Source organism: Paenibacillus amylolyticus (genome assembly GCF_047302515.1).
Classification (GTDB): Bacteria; Bacillota; Bacilli; order Paenibacillales; family Paenibacillaceae; genus Paenibacillus; species Paenibacillus amylolyticus_G.
This window is the reverse complement of sequence record NZ_CP168019.1, coordinates 5,374,718-5,399,139: the sequence shown is the minus strand read 5'-3', so window position 1 is coordinate 5,399,139 and position 24,422 is coordinate 5,374,718. Positions and strand designations below refer to the sequence as shown.

The window sequence follows — 24,422 nt, the reverse complement described above, 5'->3', positions numbered from 1 at the left end:
ACCGATGAACACGCAGCATGTCATCCTCGGAATACTGCACAATCAGCCAAGTTCCGGATACGAGATCAAGCAGTACTTTGAAGAATATTTTTCATTTTTCTTTGATGCCAGTTTCGGCACCATATATCCTACACTTGCGAAGATGGAGAAGTCAGGGTTGCTTACTAAGGAATCGGTGAGGCAGGAAGGGAAACCCGACAAGAATGTGTACTCATTGACTCCGGAGGGAGCAGCACAGTTTCACGCCTACCTGATGAGTCCCCTGGAAGACGAGGTGTTCCGTTCTGATTTTCTGATGCGGTTGTATTTCGGAGAGTTGGCGGATGAGAATACTGTAACGGGGTGGATTTCAACAGAGTTGAAACGCAAGGAATTGTTATATGACAAGCTTCAGCGTCAGATGAAGGAATTTGGCGAACACATTTCGCCTTCACAACGGTTGTGCATGCAAGTGGGACTTGTGCAATATGAAGCCACCATTCAATTGCTCAAGGAACAACTGGATCAGCCGGAGTAATCCCATGATAGTGATTGATATGCGAAATAGGCGCTCCACAGATCAGGAACAGATCTGTGAGCGCCTATTTCGTTTGATATGCCGATGAATTGAATAGACTCCTGTCTTGCATATGAGCAAGTGTAACTTGATATTTATGTGAGACTAGTACTCAGTACGGCATATCCATACGCGGGCAGTTCAATGGCGAGCACGCCATCTTCCTTGGCAGTACGATGGTTTCCGCCGAATAACTCGGTCCATTCCTCGTCACCAGCCTCCAGCTCAACAATAGCCGTCTCTTCTGATCGATTGAACAGAATCAAAATGCGTTCCTCCTCATTTTGTCGCTCAAATACCAGTTGGCTGCCATCGGGACGAGCCTGCAGGAAACGAACGGTGCCTTCTGCACGCAGGGCAGGATGAGCATGACGCAGGGAGATCAGTTTCTGATAAAAGTCGAACAGTTCTCGGTCCTGCTTCGCTTCATCCCATTCCATGCATTTACGGCATCCCGGATCATGTTCGCCGTCCATGCCAATCTCGTCTCCGTAATAGATGCACGGAGCACCCATGTAACTGAACTGGAATAACGCAGCCAGCTTCATCTTGCGCTGGTCGCCTTCACACAGCGTGAGCAGCCGCGGGGTATCGTGGCTGTCCAGCAAGTTAAACGCCACTTCACTGGCCTGAAGCGGATAACGGGACAACTGTCGCCCGATGGAGTTTGCGAACTGTTCGGCGTGCATCGTATTTTTCACAAAGAAAGCATTTACGGCATCGGTAAACGGATAGTTCATGGACGCATCGAACTGGTCGCCTTGCAGCCAGGAAGAAGACTCGTTCCATACTTCGCCCAGAATATAGGCATCCGGATTAGCGGCTTTGACTACACGGCGGAAATCACGCCAGAATGCATCGTCCACTTCGTCTGCCACATCCAGCCGCCATCCGTCCGCGCCCACTTCCTTGATCCAGTACTCTGCAACTTCCAGCAGATAGGCCTTAACCTCGGCATTCTCCGTATTCAGCTTTGGCATGTGCGCTTCGAATCCGAAGGTCTCATACGTAGGAATGCCGTCCTTCACGTCCAGCGGGTATTCGTGTACATGGAACCAGTCCTTGTATTTGGATTGTTCTCCGTTCTTCTGTACATCCACAAACGGCGCAAATGTCTTCCCGGAATGGTTGAACACAGCATCCAGAAGTACGCGAATTCCACGTGCATGGCACAGCTCGACCAGTCGTTTCACGGTATCTGCATCGCCAAAGTGCAGGTCTACCCGCAGGTAGTCTTCTGTATCGTATTTGTGATTGGTGGTGGCTTCAAAGATGGGTGTGAAGTAGATCGCATTAATGCCAAGATCGCTGATGTAATCCAGATGGTCGATTACGCCCTGAAGGTCACCGCCGAAGAAATTGAAAGGTGTTGGCTCACCACCCCACGGCTCTACCTTTTCCGGACTAATATCCGGGTTGCCGTTGGCGAATCGTTCAGGGAAAATCTGATAGAACACCGCATCCTTAACCCATGCAGGGGGTGTGAATACAGCTCCAGCATGAATATAAGGGAACTGGAACATACGACCCGGATCATCTGGCTCTTCTTCCTGGAAGTCCGTCTCGGTCATCCAGATCTGTTCGTCTCCGTTTTTGAGCAGAAAAGAGTACTTCAGTCGGTGGTAGGGAGGTTTCACCTCACCCTCGAAGTAATCGAACATGGAGTCAGAGGTAAACTTGGTTAAGGGAACCAGCGCTTTGGTTGCATCCCACGCATATTTATCCCCGGTCAGGGCATGTACCTCGGTCAGATCATTCTTTTTGGCACGCAAACGCAGATGGATTGTATCTTGGTCATAGGCATAGGCCCAGTTTCGTTTCGGTTGATGATAGATGGCTTCCAGCAGCATAATGAATTTCCTCCCGTCAGGTGTAGAACTAGTATGTACTTGGTAGACTTGATGGATATGACGTTACCCAAGTTAATGGATAAGCTATAATTAGAATGCGTGGTAACGTAAGAGACTTCAACATTCAATAAGACAAATTCATATGTTATAGGCAGCTTTTATCATTATTATGCTCAGATATATCATTAACCCAATGGGGACAGAAAGGAAACGAATATTCGGATGAAAACCAAACTGTTATATATTGAAGATGATACGGAAATTGCGACTTGGGTCAGAGCCGATCTGGAGGAGCGCGGTTATGAGGTGGTATGGCTCGGCAGTGGTGAAGGTGCAGCGGAGGCTGCTGTCGGTTGTTCACTCATTATTCTGGATGTCATGCTGCCCGGGCTGGATGGATTTACGGTGGGCCAGCGGCTGAAAAAAGAACATCCCGCGGTGCCCATTGTCATGCTCTCGGCCAGAACGTCCATTGACGACAAGTTGCACGGTCTTGATTTTGCCGATGACTATGTAACCAAACCATTTCACCCCGATGAACTGGCTGCCCGGATTGAAGTACAACTGCGTAAGGCAGGAACAGCGGTCTCATCGGATACAGCCCTGAAGCTGGATCATCTCTCCATCTATGAGAAGGACAATCGGATTGTCAATGAGGAGACGGGAGATGAGATTATTTTATCGGGAAAACAGTTCCACATCTTCGCCTACCTGCTACGACATATGGGAATGATTCGAACCAAAGAGCAGATCTATGAAGCCGTCTGGAACGAGCCCTATCTGGATGGGGACAAAACTTTAATGGTACATATTCGACATCTTCGCGAAAAGCTGGAGCTTGATCCGGCCAATCCTGTAGTTATTCAGACGGTCCGTGGTGTGGGATATCGTGTGAAGAAGCCATGATCCGGTGGTTCAGGGAACGGAAGATCATGAAGGGAGAACGAAGCATGGATCAAAAGCAATCCGGGCGGCGCAAGCTTCGCTTTGGGCGGTCCTTGATGTCCAGATACATCATCCTTATCTTGGCGGCTGTATTATTTGTCCCCGTCATTCTTCCGATCATGTCCGTCATATATGTTGTCGTAGTGAATAACACGAATACGAATCAAGCTGCACCTTATGGTGACGTTACCCGGATCAGTAACCTCTGGTCGCTTGAAGCGGAGAACCTGGATGGTGCTTCGGATGAAGAGATTAAGGCCCGGTTGGAGCAATTACATGGATCGTATCCCAAATCTTCCATGTATCGTGTGAATGCGAGCGGTGAGACCCTCTTTATTCTCGGTAGTGAAGATGTAACGCTTCTGAAATCCACGTCGCCAGATGGCAGGACAGACATGACATTGAGATGGTCACTGGATTCCGGGCAAACGGCAGAGACCCGAATTCCAGCCGAATGGAATGCGAACAATACCGTGCAATTCATGAAAGAAGCTTCCTTTCGCGATCCGTTGACCGTAGTTTCATATATTGGCGGGGGTGAAAAGGACAGAGGACAGGGCTTCATGATCATTGAAGTGCCGAGATCACTTCTGCAAATAAATCACAGTAACGGGCTGCTGGAACTTTTGTATCTCGGCATTGTAATGACCATCATCTTTCTGATCTTCATCATGATGTCGATTCTCTTCTTCGCACGCATTCGCAAACGACTTATTCGTTTGCAGACGGCCATGATGACCACCGGCAAGGAAGGCCTCCCGCTTCCGGTAGATATCCGCCGGTCAGACGAGATCGGTCAACTGGAAGAAGCCTTCAATCAGATGGTGCATCAACTGTCCGACAGCCGTCACCGTGAACGCGAGGAGGAACAATTGCGCAAACGTCTCATTGCGGGGCTTTCTCACGATCTGCGTACCCCGCTAACGGTGATTCGTGGACATATGCATGCTTTACACAAGGAAGAGCTGAGCGAGCAAGGTGACCGTTCATTACATCGCATGGAAGCGAAAATGGAAGACCTCGGCGGGCTCATTGACAACATGTTATCCTACAATTTGCTCACGAGCGGGAAATATACACTGAAGCTGGAAGAGAAAGATATACTGCGGATCGTCAGGGAAACGGCGGCGGCCTGGTACCCGGTCTGGGAGAAAGAGCAATTCGATATTGATATTGACCTTCCGGAGGAACCGCTGATCTGGCATATGGATGAACAGGGCATGCGCCGTGTACTTGATAATTTGTTCCAAAACGTGATCCGCCATGCCGCCAGCGGGAAATATATTGGTATATCAACTCAGGAGATTCAGGGTGAGACGGCCATCGTTATTCAGGATCGGGGTCCGGGAATGCAACCGAATTCCGACACAAAAGGCACAGGTCTAGGCTTATCCATTGTAGACCTGTTGATTCGTGAGATGGGTCTGCGCAAGCAGGTAGACAGTTCCGATACGGGTGTCCAGACATATATCTACAGTGGTAAGGGGAAACAGGGAAACAACAAACCGCTGAAATAGCTTTTTTAAACTAAACTTAAACTGGAGACTACTTTGGCTTTAACCTTGGAAGGTTACGATAGTTCTGAGGTGATCATACAGTGAGTGAAAATATTATTCAAACGGCTAATCTATGGAAAACATACCGGGACCGTGCAGCGGTCCGTGAACTTGATCTGCATATTAAAAAGGGAGATATCTACGGCTTCCTCGGTCCCAATGGTGCCGGCAAAACAACAACGATTCGCATGCTTCTCGGTTTGATTAAACCAACCAAAGGCGTGATCCGTGTCTTCGATAAGGATATCCGCAAGGATCGCATGGATATTTTGCGCCGTGTGGGTTCCTTGGTCGAATATCCGTCCTATTATGGACATCTGAACGCAGTAGAGAATCTGGAAACTTTGCGCCGCATCATCAATGTACCAAAATCAAGAATTGCTGAAGTGCTGTCCATTGTAGATCTGACCAAGGATGCCAAACGTTCAGTGAAGGGGTATTCCCTTGGGATGAAGCAACGTTTGGGTATTGCCAGCGCTTTGCTGGGTGAACCGGAGTTGCTGATTCTGGACGAACCAACGAATGGGCTTGATCCTGCCGGTATTCAGGAGATTCGGGAACTGATCAAACGCATGCCTCTGGAACATGGCATTACCGTTCTGGTTTCCAGCCACTTGCTGAGTGAAGTCGAACAGATGGCAAGTCGTGTCGGTATTATCCGTGAAGGCAAGATGGTGCTTCAGGATACTATCGCAAGTCTGCATAGTCAGACGGGTAGTTCTATCCGGTTAACGGTTTCCGAGCCGGAAGAGGCTATGAAGCTGGCAAAAGAACAGGGACAATTTGGTCATCAACAAGGTGCTGCGTTAACGTTCCCTTATATGGATAACAGTTCAGTGGCACTGCTTGTGCGCCGATTAATTGAACAGGATCATGATGTGTATCGTGTAGAGGAACAGCGTCAGTCGCTGGAAGATCTGTTCATGCGGGTCATTGGCGAGGGGGCTTCCATATGACCGGGCGTGCATTATCGTCAGACTGGCTCAAGATTCGGGGGAAAGGGATCTGGTTTCTTGTCTTTCTGGCCCCTCTTGGATTGACAGCGATGCAGGCGCTTAATTTTGGCTTACGGCTGGACTATCTGAAAGAGCAGTATGCAGATAACTTGTGGGGCGGATTGCTCGGCAATGTGGTTGTCTTTGTGCCCTTGTCTCTGATGCTGGGAGCAACCATTCTCAGCTCCATGATCGCTAATGTTGAGCATGAACAGGGATCGTGGAAACAGTTGCTCGCGATGCCCATTCCCAGACCAGCCGTGTATTTAGCCAAGTTCCTGCTTGCTTGTGTGCTGCTGGTGATCTCCTGCCTGCTGCTAACCGCAGGCATTGTGGGTCTGGGTCTGATCCTCGGATTCCATGCCAGCGAAATACCTTGGACACATGCGATCAAGCTGGGGCTATTGCCTTTGGCTGGTGCACTTCCGGTGTTGTCACTGGAGTTGTGGCTCACGATGGTTAACAAGAATCAGGCGCTTCCCGTCACCCTAGGCATCGTTCTCGCGATAACGGGTATGTTCTCACTCAGTATCTCACCGAGCTTTCCGCTCGCATGGGCACAGATGGCCTGGAATGGGCCTAATCCATACCTGTATGCAGGCATGGGGGCAGGACTAGGGTTATTGATCCTGTTGCTGGGTATGGTGCATTTTAGCCGGAAGGATGTGGCCTGATATGAGCTTTGCAACAACGTACTTCCGAATTTTGTCCGCTGAACGATTGAAAATGGGCAAGTCCCCCATCTGGCTCCTGATTCTGCTGAGTCCACTCATTGCGCTGCTCATCGGACTGTTGTCAACGCCATCGGGAAATTGGCAGGTATTGATGACCACGATGGTTTTCCTGCACGGATTGTTATTGTTACCGATGCTGACTGGCGTGTTTACGTCCTTTGTCTGCCGTTTCGAACATGCGAGTGGAGGGTGGAAGCAGATGCTGGTTTTACCGCTCACACGTTCAGGCGTATATGCAGGTAAACTGACGACTGTACTCATGCTTCTGGCGGGTACACAAGTATTATTGCTGATGTCCATTCTGCTGGCAGGCATGATTCACGGCATTACGATGACAGTACCTTGGGGATTCTTGGTAGGCAAACTACTGCTTGGGTTGCTGGCCTGTGTACCCTTGGCTGCCCTGCAGATGTTCGTTTCATTGGTGTGGAGCAGCTTTGCCGCACCGCTCGCACTGAATTTTGCACTGACCATACCGAATATTCTCATTGTAAACTCGGCGACATATGGGCCGTATTATCCATGGGCACAACCGATGATTCTGATGACACCCGTGGACGGCGCAGGTTTCGGAGCCTACAACGTGCCACTGATGACGATGCTGGCAGTCGTTGGAGGCAGTGCTGTTATTTTCATTGGAATCGGCATGATTTATTTTGCGAAAAAAGAAATCTGAATAATTCGTTATATGCCTGGTTATCGTAGATCAAAATCCTCTTTAAGCAAAACATGCAAAGCTCTATTGTATGTATGCTTGAGGAGGATTTTTTCTAATGTCTGACCCACCCATCATGAATGGTCAACTCCCGAATGATTTTGGCTGGTGCTCCGGCTACCAGTGTATTATCGGGTACATCTTTGGTCACCGTGCTTCCTGCTGCCACGACTGCATTTCTGCCAATAGTCACTCCCGGCAGAATGAGTGCGCCTGTACCAATCCAGGCATTATCCTGAATCACAATCCGCTTGGCAGTCTGGCTCCCGTCATCCAGAGAGTCAATCCGGTGATAGGCACTATCGAATATGCTTGTTCGAGGACCAATCATGACGTTATTGCCGATGGTCACTTCAACGTTAGCGGCAATCCCGACTCCTGCATTAATCATGACGTCATCGCCAATCGTTAATCGCGCGCCTTTGACCACGGTTAACTGGGTTCCCCAAGGTTTGCCTATGATGTTAAGTCGTTTTCCCACCTGCAAGTCACCCAATCTATTCAGATAAACCTTACCCCTGATTCGTGGCAGCAGGCCCATAGAGGGCTGAATTTTACCAAAGATGGCCAAACCTCTTAGTTTACCGTAAGCAATTTTAACTCTGTTGGGCAGCATGATTCATCCGTCCTCTCCGTAATCAAAAAAACTTTTTTTAAAGATTATAGCCTTTTTGATACGAATTGTATCGTTAATTTTGCATCGAGGCGTCATAAGAGCGGATGATCTCTCTTTCTTTGAGAAGCTTTGCTTCAGGCGGGGGGCGGGTTCATCCTCTCAGCTCGCTAACGAATCTGAGGAGTCTTAATCATGGATTTGAAGTGATCTCAGCAATCTAAGGAACCTGAGACATGTTATATCCAATGAAACAACCGTTTGCAGTGTTTATGACAGGAGATTATGGGGATTAGCGTGTTTGATGTTCCTTAAAATATAAAAAGAGCACATGGACGCCAAATAAGGTGTCCTGAGTTCTTTAGAAAATCGTTTAGCCATTCGCCAGAATCAGTTGACTTGGAATTGAACTTCAAGCTGGTTAGAGGCTTACATTGATCCTTGTATAAAATGTCTGCCTTTGCAGGCACCTCCTAAGTAAATCAAAATTCCAAGTATTACCTCACACATCATGTGAATTGGATCATAGATTGTAAGTAAACTGAGACGAGAATCTGGTAAAATAAAAAAAGCTGTTTCTAGGCAGGCTTTCATGGTTATTCGAGGGTAGGCCCATTTTTGTAAGGGATAATTAATCCCTGCTGTTAGATGAAGATATTGGCTGAGAAAAGAGGGGTAAGCCTTGGATATTAATAAAACGGAAACCCTGAAGCGCATTATTTCTGAGGGAAGTTCTTACCAATCACTGTTTTTTAACCATCCGGATGCCATTTATGTAATGGACATCCATGGAAACTATATTGATGCTAATCCCTCGGTAGAGCGGATATCTGGGTATACACTGGATGACTTAATTCGTATGAATCAGAGTGAGATCTGTCCTCCGGACAGTGAAAATTCACGCAAACAATACATTAAAGAGGTACTGGCTGGACGTTCAGTCAGTAATCCCATTACTTTTTATCATAAAGATGGTTCCCTGAAACAGGCAGAGATAACGTATGTGCCTATCACGGAGGGAAAAGAAGTTGTCGGAATCTATGGCATTGCCAAAGATGTTACCGATATCCTGGAAGTGCAACGTGAGCTTAAGGAGGCACAGGAGAAATATCAGGTGCTGGCTGACCATGCACAAGATCTGATTACAACTTGTGCTACGGATGGAGAGTTGTTATACGTTTCCCCTTCCGTGTACACCTTACTGGGTTATAAGCCGGAGGAAGTCATAGGAAAGTCCTTCAAGGATTATTGTTATTCGGGAGATTATCCGGACCCTATTGATCTTTCCAAGATCGGCAATGGCTGCAAGATGCGTGTGTTGCACAAGAAGGGACATTATATCTGGATGGAGACATTGGCGAAGCCTGTGGCTGGAGAGCCTGGCAAGAGTGTCCAGATTGTCAGCATCAGCAGGGATATTACCCAGCATAAGGATGCAGACAGACGTCTTCGGGAAAGCCGTCAGCGATACAGATCACTGTTCGAACATAACCCGGCAGCTGTGTATTCATTGAATCTGGAAGGTAAATACAGCGCAGTTAACAGCAAACTGGTGCAAATGTTGGATATTCCGCGCAATAAGCTTATTGGCCAATCTTTTTTATCCAATCTGGATAAATGCGAAGTGCAATATGGCAAACATTATTTTGACATGGTGAAGCAAGGCGAACCGCAATACTATGAGACTCGAATCGTCAATTCAAGTGGTCGGAAGATTGAAGTATCTGTTACGAATGTGCCGATTATTGTGGATAAGGAAATGGTAGGCGTCTATGGGATCGTGTCCGATATTACCGAGCGCAAGGAATATACGGAGCGGATTCAGGAGCTTAGCAAGCAACATGAGCTGATCCTCAACACGGTTACGGAAGGAATATATGGTTTGGATGCGGATGGAATCACCATGTTTATGAATCCAGCAGCAGCTTCGATGTTCGGTTATGAGGCGAAAGAATTCATTGGCAAAAACTCACATCCCATCATCCATCACACCCGTGCAGACGGAAGTCATTTGCCACAAGAAGAGTGCCCGATCCACATGACCGTGTTGGATGGACAGAGACGTTCGATCAAGGAAGATGTGTTCTGGCGTAAAGATGGCAGCAGCTTTCTGGTGCAGTATCAGGTGACGCCGATTATTGAACAGGGACAGATTCAGGGCGCAGTGGTTGTATTTAATGATGTGACTGGCGAACGTGAAATTGTACGTGCCAAAGAGACAGCTGAGCTGGCAGCTCAGGCCAAGTCGGAATTTCTGTCGATGGTTAGCCATGAGATCCGGACACCGATGAACGGGATCGTGGGGATGACAGAATTGTTGATCGGTACCGATTTATCGGAAGAACAGCGTGAATATGCCGAGATTATTCGAGACAGTGGCGATGCTCTGCTGAACATCCTTAATGATATTTTGGACTTCAGTAAGCTGGAATCCGGGAAAATGGCACTGGCTTATGAACCATTTGCATTACGCAAGATGTTGGAACAGGTTGCCGAACTGTTTAAACCGCGTGCAGATGAGAAACATCTAGAGATCAGATATCGTCTCAATCCGAGCATCCCTGAGTTCATGGTCGGTGACGCCATACGTATTCGGCAGATTCTGGTGAACTTGGTTGGTAATGCGCTCAAGTTCACAGATCAGGGAAGCATTGAGGTTGCCGTGGATATTATCAAGGGCAGAAAGCCTGAAGACAGTGTTCTTGATTTTGCGGTGCAAGATACGGGAATTGGCATCCCCGCTGACAAGCTGGATCAGTTGTTTCAGTCCTTCTCTCAACTACACCCGGTGATTAACCGGAAGTATGGTGGTACCGGACTGGGACTGGTCATCTCCAAGCGACTCGTGGAGATCATGGGAGGCAGTATCAGTGTCGAGAGTATAGAAGGGGAAGGCTCAACCTTCCGGTTTGCTGTTCCTGCGGCGAGTGTAGATGCTTCAGCAGAACAGACAGCAAGTCAGTTTCATCATGATCGCACACGTCAAAGTGACAAGGTCGCCATGCGTATTCTGGTGGCGGAGGATCATCCGGTAAACCGGAAGATTTTACGAGAATATCTGGAGAAGCTCGGATACCACGCAGATGTATGTACCAATGGTGTAGAGGCAATTGATGCCATCTCTCAGAATGCTTATGATATTGTCCTGATGGATATTCATATGCCTGTGATGGATGGACTGAAGGCGACAGACCTTTTACGCCGCCTAATTCCACAGGATCGCATACCTCCAATCATCGCAGTTACAGGCAATGCCAAACGTGAAGACAAGGAAGCTTGTCTGGAGATGGGCATGCGTGACTTCATTAGCAAACCGGTTATGCTGAGTGAGTTGAAGCGGGTGTTACAGCAATGGGGGCCAAGGGACGAACCTCAGCTTGCACCAAATTGAACAACTACTCAAATCAATTATGAAATTGATTCATCTGGCTGTGAAAAATAATAAACGCAAACATGCCAATAAGACTCCTCACATGGAGTGTTATTGGCATGTTTGCGTTGGCAGGCTTTTGAAGTTGAGCTGAAGCATACTAAGTGGAGTTGTATACAAATGGCTTATACCAGTGTCAGACGATTGATGTTACCTGATAGGATTTCACAGGAATTGTTGAATTTCTCACGTTCCGTTGCATCCAGATTCAATTCGATAATCTCTTGAATACCATTGCCACCGATGATTGCAGGAACACCGACGCAGACGTTATGTTGCTCGTACTCTCCGTCCAGAATAGCCGATACGGCGATGATCTTGTGTTCGTCATTGAGGATGGAACGAGTGATATGCGCGAGGGCATTGCCGATTCCGAATTGGGTAGAACCTTTACGGGTAAAGATTTCCCAGCCGGCATCCTTTGTTTTGCGTGCAATATCCTCCAGATCCAGATGTTTGAAACGCTCCTTGTGCTGATCCATGATATGCATAATCGGTTTGCCACCGATGGTCACATGGGACCAGGCTACGAACTGGGATTCTCCATGCTCTCCGAGAGCATAACCATGCACACTGCGTGGATCGATGGAGAAGACTTCAGATAGCAGCGTTTTGAGTCGTGAAGAATCAATGGACGTGCCTGTACCGATGACGTGTTCGCGCGGGAGGCCGGATAATTTCCATACCATATAAGTTACTATGTCAACCGGATTGGCAGCGACGACAAAAATCCCGTTAAATCCACTGTTCATGATCGGGACCACGATGTCTTTGGCAATCGATTCCGCTTCCTCCAGAATATCCAGCCGTGTCTGTCCTGGCTTGGGATTCGCCCCGGCGGTTAAGATAATAACATCCATATTGCCACAATCGGCGTACGTGCCTGCATATACCTTGGTGCGGTTATGTGTGAAGTCCATACAATGGGAAAAATCCAGTGCCTGTGCTACAGCACGGTCATACGTCCGGTCCACCATCATAATTTCCCTGCATATCGATTGATTAATCATGGAATACGCACAACTCGAACCGACAAGACCCGCCCCGATCACCGCTACTTTGCCTGATTTGCCTAACACTGCCGTTCAGCCCCCATTTAGATTGATATTTATCCGTTACTAATGCGTCCTATGTTAAGTATAGTCCTTTATTTTATGCTGGAATCCACTTCTACGTTACATAAGATAACACATGGAAAAGCTGTGCAGCAATGATATCCGCTATCGCGGGAGCGTATTGGAGTAACGGAGTTAACAAAATTGACATGAATAATTCATAATCATAAGATTTGACGGCGTTTGCACCTGTGTCATTCGACATGACAGCATTCATGCTCGTTGTCGGATTGGGGGTTATTTGTGCGGATCATATACCTGACAAAACTTCTTAGGAATCCGCAGAAACAGAACAAAACCGCCAAAGGGATCTGCCGAGAAGTTGACGAATACATACGGACAAGCAAAAGATAAGCATACTTGATCCATGAGACAGGTTGCCCCGATCCGATGATGGTTCCAAAAAAAGGAACGCTGAAGCCATAATGTTTTTATCCAAGAATCAATTTCATAACTCACTAAAGGTATTATGAAATTGATTCCCAAAAGACTTCATTCCGGGAGGGAATTAATGATGATTGAAGAAGCAGGAGCAACGACGGAAACGGCCAAGAGCCTGGGCATAGGTGCCAGTACTCTTCGTAAATATGCGGCGGCACTGGAAGAACAGGGATACCGGTTCGAACGGTCCGCCAACAAATCCAGACTATTCAAGTCCGACGACATCGAGTGCATTGAACGTCTGATGACTGAACTCAGAGAGCATAATCTACCCCTGGCTGATGCTGTGGTGACTGTATTGGCTCCAGAAGTACCTGTAGCTGTAGTAGAAGTAGAAGTGGATGTACCGGTGGTGGGAATTGAAGGTCTGTCAGAGACGGAATGTGCAGCGACAGTCATGTCATCCGTATTCCCTGAAGAACCTGAAATAATGGGTAATCTGAGATCTTATGAAGGTCTGGGGCAACTGGTAAGTGAGGTGACTTATGGTGCCGTGGAACAACAGCAGGATGATCGGGTACAGCTGCTGCAACAGCGGGTCGATGAACTGGAACTGACCCTTCAGCATCTGGCTGATACACATATGGCGCTCCAGGAACAGATGGAAAAACAGCGTCTCTGGATGAACGAGAAGCTGGAAGAGGAGCGGGATCGTGAACTCGTAACCAATCTGCGCAGTTTCCAGGGAAGAAAACGCAAACCCAAAGGAGTATCCCTGCGTATGTTGTTCGGGTTCCTGCCCAAGAAGCATAAGGAAGCTTGAGCAACAGGCATTTACCCATCGTGATTTTGCATTATGGGCCTGATATAATAAGCTCCATACAACATGAAGACTGGCAACGAACTGCTCAGTATAGATAAAGACTGAGTGGATCAGGAAGCTGGCGTGGGAGGATCTGTGGAGCTGCGACGAAGTTGGCAAAGATTGCTTGGACTATGGACGGATCGTCCTCGGCGGGAAGGCACGACCATTGCTGAGCGTTATACAATACAGGAATTGCTGGGTATGGGGAGTTATGGGCTGACATACCTGTGTACAGATGACCAGAACGGCAGGGAAGTGGCATTGAAGGAGTCCAAGCCTAGCAAGGGCAGACTCTCTGCGCACCTGTTGGAGCGGGAGGCGGACGTGATGAGACGTCTGCATCATCCGGCGATCCCTGATCTATTGGATGTGTTCACATCCGGGAAACGAAGTTATATCGTTACCGAGTATATTCGTGGACAGACGCTGGAAGATTGCATATTTGAGCAAGGTCTTCGATATACGGAGCGGGAATGTGTGGAATTGGCAGGTCAACTGCTGGCTCCGGTGGCTCATGTGCATGAGCAGGGATATATTCATGGAGATGTGCGGATTCCCAATGTTATTTTACGTGAAGGGACGGTGCATTTGATTGACTTTGGCCTGGCGAGACGCTTGGGGGAGCCGTTGTTGCCGGAGCTAAGGCGACGTATGCGTGAAGTCCCTGAGCCTGAAGATGAACCGGCTACACCGGATCATGATCTGCAGGATATCGGCCACTTTCTTCTCTTTATGCTGTATTCGGCGTATGTGCCAGAGAAGGGCCGTGAACCCGCCAGCTGGCAGGAGGAACTGAAGCTTACGCCGGAATTGTACCAGATGCTGGAACGACTCCTTGGACTCCGTTCAGGTTATGAGGGTGGGGCGACAGAGTTACAGGCAGAGATTGAGAAAGTGTTGCTGAAATTACAATGAAATAAGCTCTGTAGGCGGACCTGCATTTGTTATCCGTGACCTCTTCGTATGATATCTGTAGGGGTCTTTTTCCTTTGTGCTATATAGAAACAATAAAGGGGGTGTTCTGTTAGCCGTGTGTATGGCTAGCGAACACCCCTTTATTACATATTCATTTATTGTAGCGTCTGATAAGCTGCTGGTGTGATCATTGCTCTTTAAAAGCAGTCGTGAAAGCCGCTTAGCTGGAGCTGTATTTTCTGCTTTTGTAATACCCGGAGCCACTGCGGCTATCCCGGTATTTCACATCCGAAGAAGAATAGCGCTTGTAGGAACGTTTGCCTGAGGAACTGCTGTGACGTTTATATGAGCGCCTGTCGGAGGAGCTATGACGTTTGCGGTGAGATGAAGATTTGGAATCGATAAGTTTGCCGATAATCTTTTTGAACATGAGCTTTCACCCTTTCGACTTCAACTGTTTTAAGCATATACGTGGCTAGATCAGAAGGGGTTTCGATTTTTTCATGGATAATTGTATTCATTGGACAGGAGCTTGGCGTATAATAGGATGTTGCTGATTGCACGGAATTTTTTATTTTGAGTGTTTAGCGTTACAATAGAGGACAGGATAAGATTTTAACGGACAGGAGTAGTTATTATGATTACATTAAAGACCAAAGAACAGATTGAATATATGAAAAAAGCCGGAGAAATTCTCGCCGCATGCCATAGAGAAATTGCAAAGATGATTCGTCCAGGCATTACGACACAGGAGATCGACCAGTTTGCAGAAGCTTTTATGAAGAAAAATGGCGCTACGCCGGAACAAAAGGGATATAACGGATACCAATATGCGACATGTGCGTCGGTTAATGATGTGATCTGTCACGGGTTTCCGGGAAAATATGCATTGAAAGACGGCGATATCGTTACAATCGACATGGTCGTTAATCTGAATGGCTGGCTGGCGGATTCGGCTTGGTCATATGCCGTAGGTGAAGTGACTCCGGAAGCACAACATCTGCTGGATGTAACCAAAAACTCTCTGTACAAAGGCATTGAACTTGCCGTGGTGGGCAACCGGATCGGAGATATCTCCAATGCGATTCAAGTGTATGCAGAAGGTGAAGGCCTATCGGTTGTGCGTGAGTTTATCGGACACGGCATTGGTGAGAAGATGCATGAGGAACCACAAGTCCCTCACTACGGTCCGCCTCATCGGGGTCCGCGTCTCAAGGAAGGCATGGTTATTACGATCGAACCGATGCTAAATATTGGTACGTTCCGAAGTAAGCTGGATTCAGATGGATGGACTGCTCGTACTATGGATGGAAGTCTGTCTGCCCAGTATGAACATACGATTGCGATTACGGCGGATGGTCCAGTGATTTTGACAGCACAATAATAACCAAAAGCAGCTACAATGTGACGATATTTGCATATTTCATGGCGGCCCACGTTTGTGAACCGCCTGTTTCGGTTTAAACTATTAAGAAGTGATAACACAGAGCCAGTGGTAAGTGATCTCAGCTGACAAGGGTTAACCTTGCGTCCACTTGGCAACAAGGAGGTAATTTTGGTGTCTTTAAATAAACAGATCGTACTTGCTTCTCGTCCCGAAGGTGCCCCATCCAGAGAGAATTTCAAATTCATTGATGCACCTCTTCCTGAACCGGAAGCTGGGCAAGTTCTGGTACGTACATTATATTTGTCGGTCGATCCGTACATGCGGGGCCGCATGAAAGATACAAAATCCTATGCTGCACCGTACGCATTAAATGAAGTGATCAAGGGTGGAGCCATTGGACAGGTTGTGGAATCTTCGGAACCGAATCTTCGCAAAGGTGACCTCGTATCCGGTATGTGGGGCTGGCAGCAATATGCTGCAGTGAATACGACTGATCTTTCGCTAATTGATACCGAAGAAGCACCAATCACGGCTTACCTAGGTGCGCTGGGCCTGACGGGTCTGACGGCTTATTTTGGTATGGAGGACATCGGCAAACCGAAGGACGGAGAAACGGTTGTTGTATCGGGAGCAGCCGGAGCGGTAGGCATGATTGCAGGTCAGATTGGTAAAATTGTGGGAGCACGCGTGGTTGGTATTGCAGGCTCTGATGAGAAATGCGCTTATTTGAAAGATAAGCTGGGCTTCGACGTGGTGTTGAACTACAAGAAGGAGCAGGATATGTCAGCGGCCATTGAACGGGCTTGCCCGGATGGTGTAGATGTCTACTTTGACAATGTGGGTGGTGACATCTCGGATGCAGTCTTGCGCCACATCAATCGGAATGCACGTATTCCGTTATGCGGTCAGATCTCGTCTTATAATCTGGAGAAGCCGGATATCGGGATGCGACCACAGACGTTGCTGTTAACAAATACAGCATTAATGAAAGGTTTCCTGCTGGGCGACTACACCAAATCCTTCAAGGAAGGCCGCGCCAAGTTGGCGAAATGGATCAAGGAAGGTCATATCCAGTATGAAGAAAACATTGTGGACGGGTTCGAACAGACGCCGGAAGCATTCATGGGTCTTTTCTCAGGAGATAATCTGGGCAAGCAACTGGTTAAGGTTGCAGATCCTGAATAGATATTGAATGGTATACATGTACAATTAGGTTGAAAACGAAAAGACACGTTCTGCACACCGAGGGTGCAGCAGAACGTGTCTTTTTTATCTGTAAATCTGTGCGTGGTCTATGTAGGGTGACTAGTGTTCGGCAACCAGCACTTCTTTGTAGTGTTTGTACATATATACACGCCAGCGTACAATCATGCCAAAAGCCAGCAGGAAGAACAATCCGCCCGTTTGCGGAATACTTACATATCGCTGAATGACTTCATGCAAGATCAGGCGTATGGCCAGCAATCCAAGCAAGATAAATGCAAAGCTGCGAGAACGTGTGGCAAAAATTTCTTCACCTACTCGTTCAAACCGTGTACTGCGAATGAGGGGATAGGAGAAGAGGAACCAGCCCACCAGAAACGCAATGAATGCCCAGAGTAGAGGAACATGAGTCTCCGGTACAACAAACATGAGAAATCCTGTGCTCATGCCGAGCGGAGGAATAAGGATTTTACGAATGGTCACCGGTCTGTGACTGGCTTTCATGCGGATGAAGATGGCAAGCAGTGCCATGACAAGCATGCCCACGGTTGCTCCGATTTGCAGGTAGTACGGACTGATTTGAGCCACGTAGAACTCCCTCTTTCTGGAATAATATGTTATCCGGGGATCCGGAACCCAATACGAATTGCCGGAATTTTCAGTTCCTATTATATCACAAACGCAGAAAGCCGATAGAAAGCTTAGTGTATCATATACCCGATATGTATTCACAGGGTGTATTTGAAAATTTTGTATTATTGTGCCCGTTGTAAGGCCGTTTATTCGATTAAGGGGAAATCATGCAATGATTGGACAACAATGGATGTATATCAAGCTTATCGGCTCACATCATAGAGGGTGGCTTGCAGGTAATACAGATTGGTTGGTACATGTGGTCAGCCTTGTATGTGCAAGTGTACTAGCTTTTTTGCTGGTTATCTACGGTTACATCTTATGGATGAAATATAGCAGTAGGCGCAGGGAAAAGGTTAAGACGGCACTGATGCATGAATTACTTGCAGAAGGTTCATTTCTACAGCGGTACCTGAACGAGGGAGAAATTGGCGTAGACTTATTGAATATGAGTGGAGATCAACAGATCGTTTTGCAGCAATTGTTATTGCAACGGCTCGCTCAAGGTCCCGCAGAGCATGAGATTTTGCGAATTCGTCTGTTATCTTGGCAAGTCTTTGGAAGCTCATACCGATTGATTCTGAAGACGGGAAAGTGGAGTGAACGGGTCAACACGTTGTTATATATTGAACAGTTTCATATGGTGGAGCTTCTGCCCAGGTTAGAGGATATGCTGCGGGTTACTTCCTGTACGCCGCTTGAACGCTTCATCATTTTACGCATATATGCCAGAACCGGTTATTTCAGAATCGTTAAAGAATTGTTGCGTAAGCAATATGTATGGTCCGATTCGCAGTATCTGCAGATTCTGCTGTTGCTTACCGATTCATCCTGGATTCGTCTGAAGGATCATTTCAAGGATGTACCTTATCAGGTCCAGTCTAATATCGTACATGCCATTCGTATTCGGGATGACCAGACGGATGGTGCTGTTGTTCTACTGGAGAAGCTCATTCTTGGAGAGGATGCATTGCTGCGTACTCACGCTTATCAGGCATTGGCTCAAGTGGGCAGAGGGCGTGAAGATTTGTTGAAGGGGCTATTGCTGGTATGGAACGAATCTGGTGAGGAAAGGCAACGCTCTGAAAGACTAACAGTGACCCAGCTTATGGGCACTGTTCATGCGGATGCTTTTATTCCTCGCCTGAAGTTAATGATGGGTGATCCTTCTTTTCAGATCCGACAGGAAGCGGCGAACTCTCTTGCCCGATACGAGCAGGGACTTGAAGAGCTCCGGGATACGGCTGTAAACCATCCGGATAAATATGCAAGGCAGATAGCGGAAGAAACGCTGGAAAGGATGCAGTATGGACGAAAGATGGATTGAGATGCTGCGGAGTTTTGTTTTAGCATGTTACGAGGGGATATTTATCTATCTGGTGTTAGCAATTGTGATGTGTAGTGTTCTGGTAGTTGCTGCCGCTCGCACATTGATCCGCCGGAGGGATCTGGACCCGCTGCAATATCATGAGATGTTGGATGAAGAACTGGCTCCTGCGGTATCCCTGCTTGTTCCGGTGCGGAATAGCGAGGATACGATCGTACAGCGAATTAGCTGTCTGCTGGATATTCAATATGCACGCTATGAAGTTATTATTATTAATGATGGATCAGAGGATGGAACAATGCCACAGTTAATAGAAACCTATGACCTGATGCCTATTCGGAGTAAAGTTCATTATTCGGGACTCGGCCAGGAGACGGCTCAGATTAAATGTGTCTACCAATCCAGGCTGCATCATCGTCTGATTGTAATCGACAAGGCGTATGGAGGACGAATGGACTCCCTGAATGCAGGCCTGAATATCTCGCAATATCCTTATATCGCCTCTGTTGGACCCTGGACAGTTCTGGAACGGGATGCATTGGTGAAGATTATGAAACCCGTTATGGATGCTCTCCCAGGAGAAGAGGTCGTTGCTTGTAGTGGACGAGTAGATCTCATACCCCCCAGAAATACGGATCATACAGATTTAACGGATAATAGCACACGACTTATGGGCAGTACGTTGTATGTAATGCAGACCATTGAATACGTGCGTGCTTTTTTAATTGGTGGTGTGGGACTTGTTCGTTACAATATTAATGTGCTTTTATTTACGGCCCAAGTATTCGGTGTATTCAAAAAGAACCGGGTGATGGAAGTTGGTGGGTACAAGCGCAATGACCAGGTTGCTCACATGGAACTGGTGATGCGGTTGCAGAAACATATGAAGCGAACTCGGGAACGTGGTCGTATTATATATATTCCCGATCCGATCTGCAGGGTAGAAGTACCCGGTACATGGCGTCAGCTGCGCACACAGCGTACCCGCTGGTATATGCAGCTTGCGAGCAGTCTATGGGCCCAACGGAGCATGATCTTCAATCCAGCCTATGGCTGGATGGGGATGGTATCCATCCCGTATTTTATTCTGATCGAATTGCTGGGACCTGTGATGGAACTGGGAGCGATTTTGCTGTTCATCTCAGGCATAGGGCTACAGTTGGTGGATATCAACCTATGCATCATTCTCGCTCTGCTGCTGACGCTCTATGGTTCACTGTTGTCCGCAGGTATGGTAATGTTCGAAGTATGGTGTTCACGCAAAACGTACACGTCCAGAGAGGTGACGCGTCTGTTATTGTATGCTTGTTCGGAGACGTTCTGGTTCAGACCGCTGAACAATATATTCCGTATGTTTGGCATTTTGCAGGCTGTGGGATTGTGGAGGAAAAAGGAAAAGGAAAAGGAGAAGGAGATCAGGAATGGATTGGGGTAATCTAACGGTAATCCTGGTAACACCTTGGAACAGAGCAAGGAGGAATACGCTTCATGAAAAAAAGTTACAGGCCAGCCACGATGTGGACGTTGGCTTGTTTTACAGTGGTATCGGTGGTGCTGGTTGTCCCCTGGATTATGTGGCAATCTCAGGCCCCGGTTCCACTGAACATCATGATTATTGACAAGAGCAGACCGGACTTGTCCTATCAGGGGCACAAGGGATTGGTCTGGCTTTTGAATCAACAGAAGATTGTACAGCACACAGGGGAATACTACTCGTATGAAGAGGATTATTACGGCTATGATCTTCTGGACGGGCTTCCACGAATGAAACAACTGCTGCCTGATGAGGTGACAGACACGGATCTGATCTATCTGACGGCGAATCGCAGTAGTCTGTCTGCACAGAAGAGTGAAGGGAAACAAGGCGGAATCTATGAAGGATTAACGATATATGATGTGCAAAAGATCCGCGAGGCTGCGTATAAAGGGGTAACGATTGTTGCCGAATACAGTGCATTGGCAAATACGGCTTCGAAGATGACAAGAGAGCAACTATACCCCATCTTGGGTGTGGACAGCAGTGGATGGCAAGGGAAATCGGTATCTAATCTGCAAAGTATAGAAGAAGTACCCCGTTGGATTCGGACGAACTATGAGCAGCAGGAGAAGAAGAAATGGTCTTTTCACGGAGCTGGTATTCTGCTAGTTCATTTAGATGGGCAGGTCATAGTGCTGGAGAAAGGCCCGGATGTAAAGACAGGAAATGTACAAGTTGCATTCACACAGGAGGGCAGGGATTGGAGCGGCATAACCCAGGATATTCATTACAATGGCTGGTTCGATATCATTGTGCCGCAAAAGCAGGATTCCATATTGGCCTGGTATAAGACGGATTTGACGAAGGCAGGCAAGCAGAAACTGGGGAATGCAGGAATACCAGCGGAATTTGCTGCGCTTGTCCGGTACGACGACTATAATCGATCATATTACATGGCAGGGTCCTTTGGAGAGATGAAGCATTATTCCTTCTGGCGCCGAATCCGGGGATGGGAGGTCGTCCGGTCCAAGCTTACGCCAGATCAAAAAGATATTCCGGACATGTTCTACTGGAAGGTGTACGTGCCAGTGATGAAGCATATTTTGCAGGAGGTGCAGGAAGGGCGGCAGCAATGGCCGTAGAGTGGATGTAGAGAAAAACGATCGAATGCAGAGCGGACAGAGAAATGCCGTTCCAGTTGAGTGCGGATTGGGAGATGTACATATTAGAGAATTGCTTAGTTGTAGGTTCTAACGAACTCAGTGCGTCTTATTCGGCCTAATTTGGTACGTTGGTAAATGTAACGAATCACAGACACGTTAAATGATTGAATATACTCATTTTGCCCGCCCCACTGCCGTTTTTTTGCGAAATAGGACGTGTGGAGCTCGTTAGATTTTGTTATTCGCTCTAATCGCCGTTTTAGAGTGTCCTCGGTTCGTTAGATTTCGATCAGAGGGCAATCACTCAAATGAGGCACTCCTTTTTTCTTCTGTATTAAAAGAATTAGTTAAGAACACAATACGATGAAAGATGATATAAAGTGGGTGTTTTAATTTGTTAAAAGTAATTGGCGTAACTATAACATTATTACTGTCAAATCTATGGGGTGTATCAGTACTCGACAACGAAGCCATTAAGGAACTAAACCGGGTGACGAATTTTAATATATATGTACCAAAGGCAATGAAATCTGCAACCCATTATGAAATAAAATCGCCTGAAAATCTTGCTCCAAAAATAGATTATATTCTAATCAATTATTTCGATGAGAACAATCGTTATGTTTTTGGGATTAGACAACTGAAAAACAACTCTATCGTTGAAAAGGAACTAGTAACAATAGACATCAAAACGGGATCAGAAAAATCAAAGATTATTCCGTATAAAGTACAATTGGAGCCTAAGGGGGAACGAGTAGATATTAATGGGAATACTGGTTGGTACGTCTCATATATAGGGAAACAACCCACTGGCGGGATTTTGACTTGGATTCAGGAAGATACTTATATGGAGATCGATACTTCTAAATTAGACAAAAATTCAGTAATAGAGATCGCTAAGACAATGGAACAAGTAAACGGCAAATAGATGCTTCCAAATTTGAATATGAGACAGCAAGGCAAAAAGGACTGCAGAGGATCTGCAGTCCTTTTTGTGATACTATGCGGGCCTTACTAGTCTTCGTGAAGATGCCGGAGTCCGTGCAGGAATGCGGATACGGTCAGACGCAGACTTTCGTCCGGATCAAAGTTCATGCCGAAGCCGCCTTGTGCCTCAATGGAGGCAAATCCATGGCAGAGGCTACGCAAACCACGAACGGCATGCAATGCTTCCGCTTCGGTTAGCGGGTAGGGATGCAAGCTGTGCAGCAGCAACTCGAGCGTGGCTGTGCTGGCCGCGGCGAGCTGTGGCTCCTCGCGATCCGGGGCATGAAATGAGGCTTCGTAGAGCCCGGGGTGCTCGCGGACGAAGCCAATGTATGCCGCAGCGATGGCCTGAATGGCATCATCGCCAGTGCGGTCAGCGATAGCCGCGGTTAATGCGCGGCTAAGCTGTTGCACGGACATCAGCGCCATTTCCTGGCGAAGCCCGGGAAGTCCGCTGATGTGGTTGTAGAGCGACGGCGAGCGCACATCCAGCCGCTGTGCCAACGCGGCCAGTGTCAGCGCCTGAAAGCCGTCGCTGTCAGCAAGCTGGGCAGCGGCGCTGAGCAGAGCGCCGCGATCCAGCCCTTGCCGGGGGCTCATCGTTGACCCCCGGCAAGACCGAACCGCTGCTGTGCATCAGCGGTTGCCGCGCGCATGGCGGCCGCGGGCTGGCGCAGCATCCGTCCGTGGCCTACAGCCAGCACGGACGGTTCCAGCTCCGCCAGGCGCTTCGCGCTGGCCAGAGCCGCTTCGCGGTTCCACGTCGCCAGCGCGGGGAACGGGAAGAGCGGGCGCATGCGGCCGGATATAGCAAGGCCGCCTTGCAGCTGGTACGCGTCGCCAGCGATGAGCACGCGGCTGCGCGTATCCATGAAGGACATATGCCCCGGCGTATGGCCTGGTGAGGCAATGGCGACCAGTGAACCAATCTTGTCACCGTCATCCAGCAAGTGGTTTGGCTGGGTGTGCACCGCTTGAGGCTTAGGCACCCCGCCGCGTACCGGAGTTTGTGGCTCACCGGGAAGAAGGGAAGTATCACCCGCCAATAGCCGGGCATCCCGTCTGGAGATGAAAACCTCGGCTTGGGGCAGTGTCTCTTTGAGACGATCCAATGCACCAATATGGTCGCTATGAGCATGAGTCAGAATGATCTTGGTAATGGGCTTCCCAAGGGACTGGGCAGTTGCCAAAATCCCCTTAAGACTGAACGGTATTCCGGCATCAATCAGGGTTAATCCATCTTCCTCTTCAACAAGATATACGTTCACAGGGAAGAGCTTTGGAAGGAACGTAACTTGAACGACATCAAACTCTCGGGTAATGCGCATCGATAAACCCTCCTTAAAACTAATGGTATTAGTATAATAACTAATGGGATTAGTTTTAGCAATACCTGCTGTTCATTTTATTTAAATAAGAAAAATTTAAAATAATGATGCACTTTACAAAAAAAGCGTTTTCAAATTGAAGATTACCGATTATAATAATCACGTAAGCCCTTTCATATGTCTATCTTATTGGAGCCCTTCGCGTAGCGAAAGGCTCACTTTTTTGTCTTTTTGGATTAATAATGAA

Annotated in this window: 22 protein-coding genes; 15 read left to right on the top strand and 7 right to left on the bottom strand. The window is 47.7% G+C overall.

The genetic code is table 11. The features are described 5' to 3' along the window. Positions 1–4: 4 nt before the first annotated feature. Positions 5–517 carry a PadR family transcriptional regulator gene (locus ACDJ59_RS23495; protein WP_413406189.1) on the top strand — a complete coding sequence of 171 codons (513 nt, stop codon included), beginning with the start codon at positions 5–7 and terminating at the stop codon, positions 515–517. A gap of 134 nt (positions 518–651) precedes the next feature. Here the strand turns inward: ACDJ59_RS23495 and ACDJ59_RS23490 are convergent, their stop codons facing one another. Further along, the gene (locus tag ACDJ59_RS23490; RefSeq protein WP_413406187.1) at positions 652–2,406 is read right to left on the bottom strand and encodes an alpha-glycosidase; all 1,755 of its coding nucleotides are present in this window, start codon (positions 2,404–2,406) and stop codon (positions 652–654) included. A 222-nt stretch (positions 2,407–2,628) separates the two neighbouring features. Between ACDJ59_RS23490 and ACDJ59_RS23485 the strand changes: the two genes are divergently transcribed. The 5 genes from ACDJ59_RS23485 (at position 2,629) to ACDJ59_RS23465 (ending at position 7,312) form a co-directional block, all read left to right on the top strand. After that, positions 2,629–3,312 carry a response regulator transcription factor gene (locus ACDJ59_RS23485; protein ID WP_017690959.1) on the top strand — a complete coding sequence of 228 codons (684 nt, stop codon included), beginning with the start codon at positions 2,629–2,631 and terminating at the stop codon, positions 3,310–3,312. Between the two features lie 44 nt (positions 3,313–3,356). Next, positions 3,357–4,868, top strand: a complete 1,512-nt coding sequence (locus tag ACDJ59_RS23480; RefSeq protein ID WP_413406185.1) for a histidine kinase dimerization/phospho-acceptor domain-containing protein — start codon at positions 3,357–3,359, stop codon at positions 4,866–4,868. Positions 4,869–4,948: 80 nt separating this feature from the next. Further along, positions 4,949–5,863 (top strand): ABC transporter ATP-binding protein, encoded by a 915-nt coding sequence (locus ACDJ59_RS23475; RefSeq protein ID WP_036607503.1) that lies wholly within the window; start codon positions 4,949–4,951, stop codon positions 5,861–5,863. Then, positions 5,860–6,576, top strand: coding sequence for an ABC transporter permease (locus ACDJ59_RS23470; RefSeq protein WP_047840344.1), 717 nt, complete (start codon positions 5,860–5,862; stop codon positions 6,574–6,576). The genes ACDJ59_RS23475 and ACDJ59_RS23470 overlap by 4 nt, the downstream gene beginning before the upstream one ends. Position 6,577: 1 nt before the next feature. After that, complete coding sequence (locus tag ACDJ59_RS23465) at positions 6,578–7,312, top strand: ABC transporter permease (protein WP_413406183.1); 735 nt, start codon at positions 6,578–6,580, stop codon at positions 7,310–7,312. 94 nt (positions 7,313–7,406) lie between these two features. Here ACDJ59_RS23465 and ACDJ59_RS23460 read toward each other — a convergent pair whose 3' ends face one another. Then, positions 7,407–7,967: an acyltransferase gene (locus ACDJ59_RS23460; RefSeq protein ID WP_413406181.1), complete on the bottom strand. Its 561-nt coding sequence runs from the start codon at positions 7,965–7,967 to the stop codon at positions 7,407–7,409. Positions 7,968–8,646: 679 nt separating this feature from the next. Here ACDJ59_RS23460 and ACDJ59_RS23455 point away from each other — a divergent pair. Continuing rightward, entirely contained in the window at positions 8,647–11,355 is a 2,709-nt protein-coding gene (locus ACDJ59_RS23455; protein ID WP_413406179.1) for a PAS domain S-box protein, read from the top strand. A 164-nt stretch (positions 11,356–11,519) separates the two neighbouring features. Here the strand turns inward: ACDJ59_RS23455 and ACDJ59_RS23450 are convergent, their stop codons facing one another. Continuing rightward, the gene (locus ACDJ59_RS23450) at positions 11,520–12,473 is read right to left on the bottom strand and encodes an L-lactate dehydrogenase (RefSeq protein WP_036607494.1); all 954 of its coding nucleotides are present in this window, start codon (positions 12,471–12,473) and stop codon (positions 11,520–11,522) included. A 547-nt stretch (positions 12,474–13,020) separates the two neighbouring features. On the opposite strand from ACDJ59_RS23450, the gene ACDJ59_RS23445 reads away from it, so the two are divergent. Next, the gene (locus tag ACDJ59_RS23445) at positions 13,021–13,713 is read left to right on the top strand and encodes a hypothetical protein (protein WP_413406177.1); all 693 of its coding nucleotides are present in this window, start codon (positions 13,021–13,023) and stop codon (positions 13,711–13,713) included. A 135-nt stretch (positions 13,714–13,848) separates the two neighbouring features. After that, the gene (locus ACDJ59_RS23440) at positions 13,849–14,670 is read left to right on the top strand and encodes a serine/threonine protein kinase (RefSeq protein ID WP_413406175.1); all 822 of its coding nucleotides are present in this window, start codon (positions 13,849–13,851) and stop codon (positions 14,668–14,670) included. A gap of 220 nt (positions 14,671–14,890) precedes the next feature. On the opposite strand, the gene ACDJ59_RS23435 is transcribed toward ACDJ59_RS23440, so the two are convergent. After that, positions 14,891–15,100, bottom strand: a complete 210-nt coding sequence (locus ACDJ59_RS23435) for a hypothetical protein (RefSeq protein ID WP_074093270.1) — start codon at positions 15,098–15,100, stop codon at positions 14,891–14,893. A gap of 207 nt (positions 15,101–15,307) precedes the next feature. Here ACDJ59_RS23435 and map point away from each other — a divergent pair, with 207 nt between their 5' ends. Next, the gene (map, locus tag ACDJ59_RS23430) at positions 15,308–16,054 is read left to right on the top strand and encodes a type I methionyl aminopeptidase (protein ID WP_076215941.1); all 747 of its coding nucleotides are present in this window, start codon (positions 15,308–15,310) and stop codon (positions 16,052–16,054) included. A gap of 174 nt (positions 16,055–16,228) precedes the next feature. Further along, complete coding sequence (locus tag ACDJ59_RS23425) at positions 16,229–17,242, top strand: NADP-dependent oxidoreductase (RefSeq protein WP_413406172.1); 1,014 nt, start codon at positions 16,229–16,231, stop codon at positions 17,240–17,242. A gap of 120 nt (positions 17,243–17,362) precedes the next feature. On the opposite strand, the gene ACDJ59_RS23420 is transcribed toward ACDJ59_RS23425, so the two are convergent. Further along, positions 17,363–17,848: a CcdC family protein gene (locus tag ACDJ59_RS23420; protein WP_413406170.1), complete on the bottom strand. Its 486-nt coding sequence runs from the start codon at positions 17,846–17,848 to the stop codon at positions 17,363–17,365. Positions 17,849–18,065: 217 nt separating this feature from the next. Here ACDJ59_RS23420 and ACDJ59_RS23415 point away from each other — a divergent pair, with 217 nt between their 5' ends. From ACDJ59_RS23415 to ACDJ59_RS23400, 4 genes are all read left to right on the top strand, one after another. Then, on the top strand, positions 18,066–19,220 hold the full coding sequence (locus tag ACDJ59_RS23415) for a HEAT repeat domain-containing protein (RefSeq protein ID WP_413406168.1): 1,155 nt from the start codon (positions 18,066–18,068) through the stop codon (positions 19,218–19,220). Then, complete coding sequence (locus ACDJ59_RS23410; RefSeq protein ID WP_413406165.1) at positions 19,201–20,655, top strand: glycosyltransferase family 2 protein; 1,455 nt, start codon at positions 19,201–19,203, stop codon at positions 20,653–20,655. Before ACDJ59_RS23415 ends, ACDJ59_RS23410 begins: the two co-directional genes overlap by 20 nt. Positions 20,656–20,708: 53 nt before the next feature. Then, positions 20,709–21,839 (top strand): hypothetical protein, encoded by a 1,131-nt coding sequence (locus ACDJ59_RS23405; protein ID WP_413406163.1) that lies wholly within the window; start codon positions 20,709–20,711, stop codon positions 21,837–21,839. Positions 21,840–22,254: 415 nt separating this feature from the next. After that, positions 22,255–22,788 carry a hypothetical protein gene (locus ACDJ59_RS23400; RefSeq protein ID WP_413406161.1) on the top strand — a complete coding sequence of 178 codons (534 nt, stop codon included), beginning with the start codon at positions 22,255–22,257 and terminating at the stop codon, positions 22,786–22,788. Positions 22,789–22,874: 86 nt separating this feature from the next. Here the strand turns inward: ACDJ59_RS23400 and ACDJ59_RS23395 are convergent, their stop codons facing one another. Continuing rightward, positions 22,875–23,447, bottom strand: coding sequence for a TetR/AcrR family transcriptional regulator (locus tag ACDJ59_RS23395; RefSeq protein ID WP_413406159.1), 573 nt, complete (start codon positions 23,445–23,447; stop codon positions 22,875–22,877). Then, entirely contained in the window at positions 23,444–24,175 is a 732-nt protein-coding gene (locus ACDJ59_RS23390; RefSeq protein ID WP_413406156.1) for an MBL fold metallo-hydrolase, read from the bottom strand. The genes ACDJ59_RS23395 and ACDJ59_RS23390 overlap by 4 nt, the downstream gene beginning before the upstream one ends. Between the last annotated feature and the right edge of the window lie 247 nt (positions 24,176–24,422).